This is a genomic window from Micromonospora endophytica, assembly GCF_003236305.1.
Lineage (GTDB): Bacteria > Actinomycetota > Actinomycetes > Mycobacteriales > Micromonosporaceae > Micromonospora > Micromonospora endophytica.
Genome location: NZ_POTX01000180.1, coordinates 1 through 12,900, shown reverse-complemented (window position 1 = coordinate 12,900; position 12,900 = coordinate 1). Strand labels below are relative to the sequence as shown.

At 69.4% G+C, this 12,900-nt stretch carries 11 protein-coding genes; 2 read left to right on the top strand and 9 right to left on the bottom strand.

Annotated elements, in window-relative coordinates; translation table 11 throughout:
* Positions 1–384, bottom strand: a 384-nt coding sequence (locus C1I93_RS32050) for an ATP-binding cassette domain-containing protein (protein ID WP_258378323.1), incomplete at its 3' end; no start/stop codon positions are given.
* A 206-nt stretch (positions 385–590) separates the two neighbouring features.
* Positions 591–2,978, bottom strand: a complete 2,388-nt coding sequence (gene pcrA / locus C1I93_RS22115; RefSeq protein WP_111245213.1) for a DNA helicase PcrA — start codon at positions 2,976–2,978, stop codon at positions 591–593.
* 284 nt (positions 2,979–3,262) lie between these two features.
* On the opposite strand from pcrA, the gene C1I93_RS22110 reads away from it, so the two are divergent.
* Entirely contained in the window at positions 3,263–3,625 is a 363-nt protein-coding gene (locus C1I93_RS22110; protein WP_223256491.1) for a chorismate mutase, read from the top strand.
* A gap of 206 nt (positions 3,626–3,831) precedes the next feature.
* Here C1I93_RS22110 and C1I93_RS22105 read toward each other — a convergent pair whose 3' ends face one another.
* From C1I93_RS22105 to C1I93_RS22075, 7 genes are all read right to left on the bottom strand, one after another.
* On the bottom strand, positions 3,832–4,842 hold the full coding sequence (locus C1I93_RS22105; protein WP_111245211.1) for an ABC transporter ATP-binding protein: 1,011 nt from the start codon (positions 4,840–4,842) through the stop codon (positions 3,832–3,834).
* The gene (locus tag C1I93_RS22100; protein ID WP_111245215.1) at positions 4,835–5,872 is read right to left on the bottom strand and encodes an ABC transporter ATP-binding protein; all 1,038 of its coding nucleotides are present in this window, start codon (positions 5,870–5,872) and stop codon (positions 4,835–4,837) included. Before C1I93_RS22100 ends, C1I93_RS22105 begins: the two co-directional genes overlap by 8 nt.
* Before the next feature lie 20 nt (positions 5,873–5,892).
* Positions 5,893–6,834 (bottom strand): ABC transporter permease, encoded by a 942-nt coding sequence (locus C1I93_RS22095; protein WP_111245210.1) that lies wholly within the window; start codon positions 6,832–6,834, stop codon positions 5,893–5,895.
* Positions 6,835–6,902: 68 nt separating this feature from the next.
* On the bottom strand, positions 6,903–7,964 hold the full coding sequence (locus tag C1I93_RS22090; RefSeq protein ID WP_111245209.1) for an ABC transporter permease: 1,062 nt from the start codon (positions 7,962–7,964) through the stop codon (positions 6,903–6,905).
* A gap of 100 nt (positions 7,965–8,064) precedes the next feature.
* Complete coding sequence (locus C1I93_RS22085; RefSeq protein WP_111245208.1) at positions 8,065–9,699, bottom strand: peptide ABC transporter substrate-binding protein; 1,635 nt, start codon at positions 9,697–9,699, stop codon at positions 8,065–8,067.
* Between the two features lie 359 nt (positions 9,700–10,058).
* A complete protein-coding gene (locus C1I93_RS22080) occupies positions 10,059–10,745 on the bottom strand; it encodes a response regulator (RefSeq protein ID WP_111245214.1) in 687 nt (228 codons plus the stop codon).
* Positions 10,745–12,010: an ATP-binding protein gene (locus C1I93_RS22075; RefSeq protein WP_111245207.1), complete on the bottom strand. Its 1,266-nt coding sequence runs from the start codon at positions 12,008–12,010 to the stop codon at positions 10,745–10,747. The genes C1I93_RS22080 and C1I93_RS22075 overlap by 1 nt, the downstream gene beginning before the upstream one ends.
* Positions 12,011–12,182: 172 nt before the next feature.
* Here C1I93_RS22075 and C1I93_RS22070 point away from each other — a divergent pair.
* Positions 12,183–12,900: PspC domain-containing protein (locus C1I93_RS22070; RefSeq protein ID WP_146603555.1), on the top strand; the 718-nt coding region annotated here is incomplete at its 3' end.

Genomic DNA, 12,900 nt, shown 5'->3' with positions numbered 1-12,900 from the left:
CTCGGTCAGCGCCGCCGCCGCGTCGTCGAGCGCCCGCACCGCCCGGCGGGATTCCCACGTCGCGGCCTCGACCAGGGTGCCGACGGTTTCGCCGTGACGCGCCGCCAACGCCTGCCCGGCCAGGCCGATCGTGCCGGCCCGTGCCACGGTGCCCTGATCGGGTCCGGTCACCCCGGCCAGCACGTGCAGCAACGTCGTCTTGCCCCGGCCGTTCTCGCCGACGATGGCCAGGCGGGAGCGGGCCGAGACGGTCACGCTGACGTCGGAGAGCACGACCCGTCCGCCCAACACCACCCGGACCCCGTCGGCGCGTACGTGCGCCCGGTGTCCGGCCGGCAGCTCCGCACCCCAGGACTGTGCTGATTTCAGTTCAAGATTGTTCACTGTCTGCTCTTCGGCTCGTCGTGGAGCCGGGCAGCACATCGACGCCGCCCGGCGGGAACACCAGGACGGCGGAACAGAGACGCTCAGAAAAAGCTGGTCAACCCTGCCGCCGTCAGCGGCGGAACCAGGGCTTCATCGCGACAGCGCACGAATACATGAGCCGACGATACCGCAGCCGGTGCCCGGCGGCGTCGGGGCGAGGCGGCTCAGATCTTCTCGATCGGGGCGTGCCGCAGCACCAACCAGAGCGTCTGGTCACCGAAGTCGATCTGCGCCCGGGCACCGGGACCATGCCCCTCGACGGCGAGCACCCGGCCCAACCCGTACCGCTGGTGGTTGACCCGGTCCCCGGCGGAGACCTTCGGGCCCTGCGGCAGCTCGCTCGCGGTGGCCAGCCGGCTGCCGTCCACGCCGAGCTTGCGCGCCAGCTGCACGGCTCGCGGCGTGCCTCCGGAGAAGCCGCCTCCCATCCGCTCGGCGCGGCCACCCACGCCGCCGCCGTTGCCACCCCAGGAGGTGTACGACCCCTCGGTCCGCTCCCAGCGGACCAGCTCGGCCGGCAGCTCCTCGACGAAACGCGAGGGGGGATTGTAGGACGGTTGGCCCCAGGCCGACCGGGTCACCGCCCGGGACAGGTAAAGCCGCTGCCGGGCCCGGGTGATGCCGACGTACGCCAGCCGGCGCTCCTCCTCCAACTCCCGGGTGTCGCCGAGCGACCGCAGGTGCGGGAAGACGCCGTCCTCCAGGCCGGTCAGGAAGACCACCGGGAACTCCAGCCCCTTGGCGGTGTGCAGGGTCATCAGGGTGACCACGCCCTGGTGGTCCGGATCGTCACTGGGCACCTGGTCGGCGTCGGCGACCAGCGCGACCTGCTCCAGGAAGCCCGCAACGGTGGCCCGCTCCCCCTCGGCGGCGGTCGCCTCGATCCGTTCGGTGTACTCCCGGGCGACGCTGACCAGCTCCTGGAGGTTGTCCAGCCGACCGGCGTCCTGCGGATCGAGGCTCTCCTCCAGCTCGGCCAGATATCCCGAGCGGGTCAGCACCGCCTCCAGCACCTCTTCCGGGGTGCCGTCGGCGGCCAACTCCCGGGCGGAGTCGAGCAACGCCACGAAGTCCGCGATGCCATTGGCCGCCCGGGTGGAGATGCCCGGCGCGTCCTTGGCCCGCCGCAGCGCCGCGCCGAAGGAGATCCGGTCGCGACTGGCCAGCGCCTCCACACACGCCTCGGCCCGGTCACCGATGCCCCGCCGGGGCGTGTTCAGGATCCGGCGCAGGCTCACCGTGTCGTCGTCGTTGACCACCGCACGCAGGTAGGCCAGCGCGTCGCGGACCTCCTTGCGCTCGTAGAAGCGCACCCCGCCGACGACCTTGTACGGCAGGCCGACCCGGATGAACACCTCCTCGAAGACCCGGGACTGCGCGTTGGTGCGGTAGAAGATCGCCACGTCACCCGGGCGGGCGTCACCGGCGTCGACCAGCCGGTCGATCTCCCGGGTCACCCAGTCGGCCTCGGCGTGCTCGGTGTCGGCCACGTAGGCCACGATCGGCTCGCCGGTCCCGGCGTCACTCCACAGCCGTTTCGGCTTCCGCGAGGTGTTGCGGTCGATCACCGCGTTCGCCGCGTTCAGGATGGTCTGGGTGGAGCGGTAGTTCTGCTCCAGCAGGATGGTGCGGGCGTCGGTGAAGTCGCGCTCGAACTCCAGGATGTTGCGGATGGTCGCGCCCCGGAAGGCGTAGATCGACTGGTCGGCGTCGCCGACCACGCACAGCTCCGCCGGATCGAGGCCCTCGGTGCCGGAGACCAGCTCCTTGATCAGGACGTACTGGGCGTGGTTGGTGTCCTGGTACTCGTCGACGAGCACGTGCCGGAACCGGCGGCGGTAGGTCTCGGCCACGTGCGGGTGCGACTGGAGCAGATGCACCGTCGTCATGATCAAGTCGTCGAAGTCGAGCGCGTGTGCCTCACGCAGCCGCCGCTGATAGAGCGTGTACGCCTCGGCCAGCGCCCGCTCGTTGGGCCCGTTGGCCCGAGCGGCGAAGGTCTCCGGGTCGACCAGCTCGTTCTTCAGGTTGGAGACCTGAGCGGCCAGACCGCGGGCCGGATAGCGCTTCGGATCCAGGTCGAGTTCCCGGGCGACCAACTGCATCAACCGGCGCGAGTCGTCGGCGTCGTAGATCGAGAAGGTCGACTTGAGGCCGGCGTGCTCGTGCTCGGCGCGCAGGATCCGGACGCAGGCGGAGTGGAACGTGGAAACCCACATCAGCCGCGCCCTCGGGCCGACCAGGGCGGCCACCCGATCCTTCATCTCGCCGGCGGCCTTGTTGGTGAAGGTGATCGCGATGATCTCGCCCGGATGCACGTCCCGCGCGGCGAGCAGGTAAGCGATCCGATGGGTCAGCACCCGGGTCTTGCCGGAACCCGCACCGGCGACGATCAACAGCGGTGTGCCGGCATGGGTCACCGCGTCCCGCTGCGGGCCGTTGAGCCCCTCGACCAGTTGCTGCGGATCGAGTCGACCAGGGACGGGCCGGTGCGGCGGCAGCGCCCGCGGGGGCTCGGACGGGGACACGGGGATGTCGAAGAGAGGATGCATCGCACGCCGAGTCTACGGTGTGCAAGGAAGGGCCCCCGGTTAACGCCTCCGGTAGAGCAGGGGCCCCCTATTAACAGCTTTGCTTGCGCGCCCACGCGCTCGGACGGCATACTCGACGACGTGTTCGACATGCGCTTCTACTTTCTCTACGGCTCCGGGAGTCCGGCAGCCGTGGGTCGCGCCTGATCGACAAGACCTGCGAAAGCCCCGGGCTCCTCGGAGTCCGGGGCTTTTCCGTCCCGGGATCCGGGCACCGGGCACCAGACCTTGAGAGGTACCCGAAGATGACAGACGTGATGGAGCAGAACGGCGGCCCGGCCGGTGCCGGCGCGACCTCGAACGGCAGCGACGCGGCCAGCAGCGCCGGACCGGAAAATCCGGGCACCGGTACGACGGAACCGGTCGCCGCCGCGCGAATCGCCGAGATCCGGGGACGGATCGACGAGATCGACCGTACCCTCATCGAGCTGTGGCAGGAACGGGCCGAACTCTCCCGCGAAGTCGGCGCCACCCGGATGGCCTCCGGCGGCACCCGGCTCGTGCTCTCCCGGGAGCAGGAGATCCTGGAGCGGTTCCGGTCCTCGCTCGGCGCCGACGGCACCCAACTCGCCCTGCTGCTCCTGCGGGCCGGCCGCGGCCCGCTCTGACCGCGACCCGGCACGCGACGCGGGGCCCACGCCAGCGGCGGCGGCACCGGCCCCCGCACCCCAGCGACGGCACGGGCTCCACGCGCGGTGCCACACGGGACCGGGGCGCCAGCCGTTGATGACGGCCGGCGCCCCGAATCACTGAGGAGGCACTACCTTCACCGCCGAGCCCGGTACGGATGGTCGGGCCGACGGCGTCTGTGCGGCTACTCCGTCGCGTGCACCACGTCGCGTACCTCGGCGAAGTGGCAGGCGCTCGGGTGGCCGGACTTGTCGCGAATCTGAAGGAGTGGCTCCTGCTCGGCGCAGATGTCCTGCGCCTTCCAGCAGCGGGTACGGAATCGGCAGCCCGACGGTGGGTCGGCCGGCGACGGCACGTCACCGGTCAGCACGATCTGGTCGCGCTGTCCGCGCAGCGTCGGGTCCGGCACCGGCACCGCCGAGAGCAGCGCCTGGGTGTACGGGTGGGTCGGGCTCTCGTAGATCTCGTCCTCGGTCCCGACCTCGACGATCTTGCCGAGGTACATGACCGCGACCCGGTCGGCGATGTGCCGGACCACCGACAGGTCGTGAGCGATGAAGATGTACGACAGGCCCAGCTCGTTCTGGAGCTTCTCCAGCAGGTTGATCACCTGCGCCTGGATGGAGACGTCAAGCGCCGACACCGGCTCGTCACAGAGGATGATCTCCGGGTTGAGCGCCAGCGCCCGGGCGATGCCGATGCGCTGCCGCTGGCCGCCGGAGAACTGGTGCGGGTAGCGGTTGATGTGCTCGGGGTTGAGGCCGACCAGTTCCAGCAGCTCCTGCACCTTGCCCCGCCGCTGGCTCTTAGGCACCACATCGGGGTGCACCTGGAACGGCTCGCCGATGATGTCGCCGACGGTCATCCGCGGGTTGAGCGAGGTGTATGGGTCCTGCATCACCAGCTGGATGTTGCGCCGACCGCGCCGCCGCTCCTCGCCACCGACCTTCGACATGTTCTTGCCCTGCACGAACAGGTCGCCGGAGGTCGGTGTCTCCAGCCCGACGAGCATCCGGGCCAGCGTCGACTTGCCGCAGCCGGACTCACCCACGATGCCGAGCGTCTCGCCCCGACGCAGCTCCAGGTTGACCCCGTCGACCGCGCGCACCGCGCCGTACTGCTTCTTGAAGACGACTCCCCGGGTCAGCGGGAAGTGCTTGACCAAGTTCTTGGTCTCCAGCACCAGGTCACTCATCGCCCTTGACCTCCTTCCAGAAGTGGCAGGCGGCCGTCCGGCTCGGCGACACCTGGTACAGCGGCGGCGCCGGGTCCTTGCGGCAGACCTCCTGCGCGTACCGGCACCGGGGGTTGAACGCGCAACCCGGTGGGATGTTGGTCAGCGCCGGCGGCAGGCCCTTGATGGCACTGAGTTCCTGGCCCTTGAGGTCCAGGCGCGGGATCGACTCCAGCAGGCCCTTGGTGTACGGGTGGGCCGGGCTGGCGTAGATGTCGTTCACGCCGGCTTCCTCGATGACCCGACCGGCGTACATGACCGAGATCCGGTCCGCCACGTCGGCCACCACACCCATGTCATGGGTGATCAGCACCAGGCCCATGTTCCGCTCCCGCTGCAACTCGGCGAGCAGCGCCATGATCTGGGCCTGCACCGTCACGTCCAGCGCGGTGGTCGGCTCGTCGGCGATCAACACCTCGGGGTCGAGGGCCAACGCCATCGCGATCATGACCCGCTGCCGCATACCGCCGGAGAACTGGTGCGGGTAGTCGTTCACCCGCTGCTTGGCCGCAGGGATCTTGACCAGGTCGAGCAGTTCGACGGCGCGCGCCTTGGCGTCCTGGCGGGACATCCCGCGATGCTTGCGGAACAGCTCGGCGAGCTGGAACCCGACGGTGAAGACCGGGTTCAGCGCGGAGAGCGCGTCCTGGAAGATCATCGCGATCCGGTTGGCCCGCACCTTGCGGCGCTCGGACTCCGGCAGCTTGAGCAGGTCGACGCCGCGGTAGAGGATCTCTCCACCGGTGACGAAGCCGGGCGGGCTGTCCAGGATGCCCATGATCGCCTGGGCGGTCACGCTCTTGCCGCAGCCGGACTCACCGAGGATCGCCCGGGTCTCGCCGGCCCGCAGGTCGAAGCTCACTCCGTTGACGGCGTGGGCGATGCCATTACGGGTACGGAACTCCACGTGCAGGTCCTTGACCTGCAACGGCAGCGCGTTGGGGTCGGCACCCGGCAACGCGTCGAGCTTGACGTTCACATCACTGCTCATGGTTCGTTCGCTCATGGCACTCACCGGAACTTCGGGTCGAGGGCGTCACGCAGCGCGTCACCCATGAGGATGAAGGACAGCACCGTGCCCACCAGCAGACCACAGGGGAAGAGCAACAGCCACGGGTCCTCCAGGAAGTAGACCTGGTGGGCGCTGATCATGATGCCCCAGGACTGCGCGGGCGGCTGTAGCCCGACGCCGAGGAAGGTGAGCGTCGCCTCCGCCGCGACGAACGACCCGAGCACGATGGTGGCGTACACCAGCATCGGGGCGATCGCGTTGGGCAGGATGTGCCGGAACATCACCCGGCTGTTGCGGGCACCTACCGCCTTCGCGGCGTGCACGTAGTCCAGGTCCTTCGAGGAGATCACACTGCCTCGGATGATCCGGGCGATGGTCGGCCAGGCGAGCAGGAACAGCACCAGGCTGATGGTCCAGATGTTCTGCCGCTTGATCACGGTGAGGAACACGATCGCACCGAGCAGGAACGGCAGCGAGAAGAAGATGTCCATCACCCGGGAGATGATCGTGTCCACCCAGCCGCCGTGGTAGCCGGCGAGCAGGCCGAGCAGGCCACCGACGACCACGATCGCGACGGTCGCCATCAGCGCGATCACCATCGACGGCCGGGCGCCGTAGATCGCGTGCGCGTAGTAGTCGCAGCCGAGGATGTCGGTGCCGAAGAGGTGCTCGGCACTCGGCGAGAGTCGGGACCGGTTGGTGTTGCAGTCGCGCGGGTCCTGGCTGGTCCACAACCACGGGAAAGCCGCCATGGAGCCGACCACGAGGATGTAGAGGAAGGCGATCACGAAGACCGGGTCACGCATCAGCTGCCGGCGGGCGTCCGCCCACAGGCTGGCGCTGCGCTCCTTCCCGCCGGTGGCGGGCTGGTTCGGCACCGGGCCGTCGCCGCCGACCGGGCCGCCACCGACCGCGGTGCCTGCGCTGGTCAGATCACTCATGTCCACACCTCGTTTCGCTCTGACCTGCCGTGGGCGGGAACTCCCGCCGGCTGTTCGCCATGGTGTCGTCACTCATAGCGGATCCTCGGGTCGAGCACCGCGTACAGGAGGTCAACCAGCAGGTTGGCGAGCAGGACGACAAGCACCAGCATGGTCACCACGCCGATCACCACCGACGACTCGCCGGTCCGGGCGGACATCGTCACCAGTCGACCGATGCCGGGGACGTTGAAGATCGTCTCGGTGACCACGGCGCCGGCCATGGCCGCACCGATGTCGACACCCAGGAAGGTGATCACCGGGATCAGCGAGTTGCGCAGCGTGTGGACCCCGATCACCCGCTTGTTGGTCAGGCCCTTGGCCTTGGCTGTCCGCACGTAGTCGGCCCGGATGTTCTCCATGATGCTGGTCCGGGTGAGCCGGGCGGTGGTGGCGAGCGAGACCGCGCCGAGCACCATGCCCGGGATGATCAGGCTGGCGAACGGATAGTCGGGCTTGAAACCGGGAGTGAACACGCCGACCGAGATCAGGTCGGGAATCCAGTCCTGCCCCCGCAGCACGTTTCCGAACTTGACCCCGACGAACTCCCGGACCACCACACCGAGCACGAAGATCGGCACCGAGATGATGAAGACCGTGCTGATCTTCACCAGGTTGTCCGCGAAGCTGCCACCCCGCAGGCCGGCCCAGACGCCGGCGGCGATGCCGACGACCGCCTCGAAGACGATCGCGATCAGCAGCAGCTTGAAGGTGAACGGGATGGCGTCGGCCACCAGGTCGGTGACCGCCCGCTCACGCAGGTTGACCCCGAAATCGAAGTGGAAGAAGACGCCGCTGAGACGGTCGAAGAACAGACCGGGCTCGTAGCCGGTACCCAGCCAGCCCCCGCCACCTTCAGCAGCCCGCCAGAGGCAGGGGTCACCCCTACGGTCCAGACAGGGGTCGCCGTAGCCGAGGCGCTCGGTGATGGCCTGCAACAGGGCGGGCGGCGGAGTCCGGTCACCGAAGAGCGCCCGGACTGGGTTCCCGCTGAACTGGATCGCCAGCGAGGTGATGTAGTGAAGCAGGAACATGGTGCCCAGCACGGTCGGGATGAACTGGAGCAACCGTCGAATGACGTAGCGCCCCATCGCGGGGTCTCCTCTCGGCGCTGACGTGGCGGCAACGTTCGCCCTGGTGGGGTGACCGTTGCCGCCACGTCGTGTTACGGCGGATTCAGTAGACCGAAGCTCAGTTCTGCTTCAGCGAGGTCGCACCGTAGTCGGCGTCCGAGACGGCGTTCCAGACGAACTGGTCCACGTTCTCGCTGTAGATCGCACCAACCTTGTTGAACCACATCGGGATCACCGGCAGTTCCTCGCCCAGGATGTCCTCCGCCTGCTGGTAGGACGGGAGGGCGGCCTGAATCGAGGCAGCCGCGTCGCCCGCCTTCATCAGCTCGTCGAACTGGGTGTTGCTGTAGGTCGAGTTGTTGCTGCCCGCGCCCGTGCCGTACAGCGGGTACAGGAAGGTCTCCAGGAACGGGTAGTCCGGGCCCCAGCCGAGGCGGAACAGACCGGTGAACTTCTTCTGGTCCGCGGTCTCGAGGTACTCGGCGAACTGGAGGTTGACCTTCAGCTCGTAGTCGATGCCCAGCGCCGCCTTGATCTGGTCACCGACCGCCTGCAGCCACGCGTCGTGACCGGCACCGGCGTTGGCCCACAGGGTCAGCTTCTTGCCGGCCGGCCAGCCGCCGGCCTCGGCGAGCAGCTGCTTGGCCTTCTCGATGTCCTGGGTGCAGTACTTGCAGACGTTCTCCCGGGCACCCTCGAAGGTCGGGGCGACAAAGCCGGTGGCCGGGGTGAACCGGCCGTCGAAGACGGCGTCGATGATGGACTGGCGGTCGATCGACAGCGAGAGCGCCTGCCGGACCCGCTTGTCCTTGAACTCGTCGTTGTACAGCGGGAAGCCGACGTAGGTGAAGCTGTCGCCCGGCGCCTCGTACATCCGGTCGCCGTACTGCTGCTTGGCCTCCTTGTAGCGGGCCGGCGGCAGCGTGTACAGCACGTCCAGCTCGCCGGCCTGGAAGGCGGCGTAGCCGGCGTCGATGTCGGAGAAGATGCGGTACTCGATGCGGTCCGGCTTGCCGGCGTCGCCCTTCCAGCTGTCGCTGCGGACCACGTTGATCGCGACGTTGTGCTGCCAGCTGCCGTCGATCTTGTACGGGCCGTTACCGATCGGCTTCTCGCTGCAGGCCTTGATGTCGTCGACACACGCCTGGGCCATCGGGAAGAAGCCCGGGTAGCCGATCGTGGTCGGGAAACCGGAGAAGGGGGCGTCCAGCTCGACGGTGAAGGTGAGGTCGTCGACCTTCTTCAGGCCGGAGAGCTCCTTGGACTTCGGCTCCGGAGCCGTCTTCGGGCCGTCGCCGTCCGGGTCCTCGGACTGGACGTCCTTGATGCCGGCGATCCGCTTCATGAAGTAGCCGTTGTTCTGGCCGTTCGGGCCGTACGCGGCGAAGTTCCACGACCGGATGAAGGCGTCGGCGTTGACCGGCTCGCCGTTGTCGAAGGTGTAGCCGCTCTTGAGCTTGATCGTCCAGACCTTCTGGTCGTCCGACTCGACCGACTCGGCGATGTCCATCTCGACCGCGGAGGTCTCCGCGTTGTACTTGACCAGGCCGCGGTAGAGCTGACGGATCACGTACAGCGACGGCTCGTCGTCACCACCGGAGGGCGTCAGGAACGCCGGCTCCGCGTTGTAGACGCGCAGCGTGCCGCCGGCGGCGCCAGCGTTTTCTTCGCTGTCGCTGCCGCCGCCACAGGCGGTGGCCAACATGGCGGTGGCGGTCGCTGCGACCGCCACCTTCAGGAATTTCCCGCGCATGGGAGTGCCTCCTCAGGGCGCTCGGCTCACGAGGGGGTGTGAGGTGCCTGCCACTGTGACACCCGATGCGGCCAAGCCGAAAGGCGTGTTATCAAGCCGATACCCGCCCGGGACGGGGTTGACATCCACCCGGAGTCGATTTCAGGGCCAGCCAGACGCATGGTATGAGCTGCCCGTCAACGCATTTTTACGCCTGAACGACCGATTGGCAGCGCGCAACCGACGGTCCACCTGGCGGCACGGATCCTCGACGTGAGTCGCACCACTCACGTCGGCATGCTATCCGAACGGATGAGGTCAACTCCAGCCGGGCGACCGAGCCGTCCCACCGGCTGGTCAGCCGGTGGGACGGACGCCGTTCACACCAGCCGTCGATCCGCCGCCCACCGGGACAGCTCGTACCGGTTGGACATCTGGAGCTTGCGCAGCACGTTCGAGACGTGCGTCTCGACCGTTTTGATCGAGATGTACAGCTCCCGGGCGATCTCCTTGTACGCGTACCCCCGGGCGAGCAGCCGCAGCACCTCGCGCTCCCGGTTGGTGAGCTGGTCCAGCTCGGGGTCGGCGACCGGGGCGTCCGGCCGGGCCGCGAACGCGTCCAGCACGAACCCGGCCAACCGGGGGCTGAACACCGCGTCACCGTCGGCCACCCGGCGGACCGCCGCAGCTAGCTCGTCCGGCGAGATGGTCTTGGTGACGTACCCCCGGGCCCCGGCCCGGATCAGTCCGATCACGTCCTCGGCGGCGTCGGAGACGCTGAGCGCCAGAAAGCGCACCTGGGGATGGCTGCGGCGCATCGCCTCCAGCACCGCCCGGCCACCGCCGTCGGGCATGTGCACGTCGAGCAGGACGACGTCCGGCTCGGTGGCGGTGATCCGGCTGACCGCCTCGGCCACCGTGCTCGCCTCGCCCACCACCTCGACGTGGGCCCCCAGCTCGGCGCGTACGCCCGCGCGGAACATGGCGTGGTCGTCGACCAGGAACACCCGCAACCGCTGCGGCTCGGTGCCCGCCGGGTCGACCGGTTGCGTCGACTGCTCAGCCATCATCTGTCCCTTTCCGCCGTGGCCGAGTCCCTGGTGATCGGCAGGATCAACCGGACCTCGGTCCCCTCCCCCGGCTCGGAGCGGATCTCCGCCCGGCCGCCGTGCCGCTTCATCCGCCCGACGATCGATCCCCGCACACCGTGTCGGTGATGCTCCACCGTATCGGGGTCGAACCCCACCCCCCGGTCCCGTACGAAGGCACTGACCTGCTCGGGTTCCACCTCGGCGTACAACGAGACCGTCTGCACCCCGGCGTGGCGGGCGGCGTTGACGAGCGCCTCGCGGGCCGCGGCGACAAGCGCACCGACCCGCTCGTCGGTCTCCCGGTCACCGACCACCACGGTCTCCACGGTGATCGCGAAGGTGTCCTCGACCTCGGCGGCGGCCTGCTCCAGCGCGGCGGCGAAACGTTCGGTGGGTGACGCGGTGGGCTTGTACAGCCAGTTGCGCAGCGACCGCTCCTGACCACGGGCGAGTCGCTGCACCGTCTTGACGTCGCTGGCGTTGCGCTGGATCAACGCGAGGGTGTGCAGCACCTGGTCGTGCACCATGGCGGCCAGTTCGGCCCGCTCCTGCTCACGGATGCGGCCCTCCCGCTCCGAACGGAGCTGGTTCCAGGTGCGCCACAGCACCGGCGCGGCCACCACCCCGACGCCGGCCAGCCCGACCAACGCGAAGATCACCCCGTTGACCACGGCATCCAGGTTCTGCGCCGGGGAGTAGACGGCGGCGACCCCGATGATGCCGACCGCGACGAGCACGCCGCCGCCGACGAAGCGCAGCACGAACGCGCGCCTGTCGCTCTCCTCGATCACCGCGCCGAGCCAGGGCACCGGCATCGACTCGCCCCACTGTCGTCGCCGCTCCGGCGCGGACTGGTGCCAGATCACGCCGGCACCTACCGCGATGATGGCGACCAGCCAGCCCGCGGTGCCGGCCGCGCCCACCGAGTCGAAGACCAGCACCTGGAGCAGCAGTACGCCGAGCCCGATCGCGACGAACGGCAGCAGTTCCCCGACGTCGCGGCGACGCGGTACGGCGGTGTCGCCGGGTCGCACCGGCACCACGGCCCAGAAGGCCGCGTAGAGCAGCAGGCCGAGCCCGCTCAACCCGAGCAGCACCATGAAGGCGATCCGGACCCGGACCACCGGGACGCCCAGGTGCTCGGCGATACCGGCGGCCACCCCGGCCGCCATCCGATGCTCCGCAGCGCGGTAGAGGCGGGGTGGCTGGCTGACGGTGCTGATGGTGGACTCCCTGGTCACGATCGAGTCGAGCCGACGATGGTCGAGGCTGTGGCTCGATCCCGATCGTCACACGCGGCGTGGTCGCCCGACCACGGGGACGCCCCGGACATTCCGGGAGGCCGGATCTCAGGGTGGGGTCAGGGTCGCCTCCGGAGGTCGCTCGGGCTCCCGGCGCAGCAGGATCGGAGACATGACCGACGATGCTGCCCGGCGGCCGGACCCGGCGGAACCGGAGCCGGCCCCGGCGACGCCCACCGAGCCGACCGGCTCCGCAACCCCCGCCGACCAGAGGGAAGCAGCGGACCACGGCCGCACGCCCACCGAGGAGACGGCGTGGGACCGCACGATCCCACCGGGTGCCGTGCCAGGTTCCGCGGGCGCCCCGCCACCGGGGGCCGGTGCGGCCTTCGGCGGTGCCGGCTTCACCTCGCGGTACGGGCTGGTCCGTCCCCGCGACGGCCGCTACCTGGCCGGCGTCTGCGCCGCCGTCGGGCGGGCCACGAACACCGACCCGGTGCTCTGGCGGGTGCTGCTGGCGGTGCTGGGCTTCTTCGGTGGCGTCGGTGTCCTGGTCTACGTGGCCGCCTGGCTGATCATCCCCGGTGAGGGCGACAGCGCGTCACCTGTCGAGTCCATGCTGGGCCGGGGCCGTTCCAGCATGTCCCCGGTCACCGTGATCGTGCTCAGCATCCTGGTGGCGGTCGGCTTCGGCTACATCGTCACCGACGCGTTCCGCGCCGTGCTGCTCGGCGCGGCCATCCTGGTCGGCGGCGCCCTGCTGCTCAACCGTCAGCAGCGGGAGCCTGGGCCCGGCCAGACACCGGCCGCAGGTCCGGGTCCGACTGTCACACCTACCGCTCCGGTTCCCCCGCCCGGGTATCCGCCGCCGCCCGACCTCGTCCCGGCCC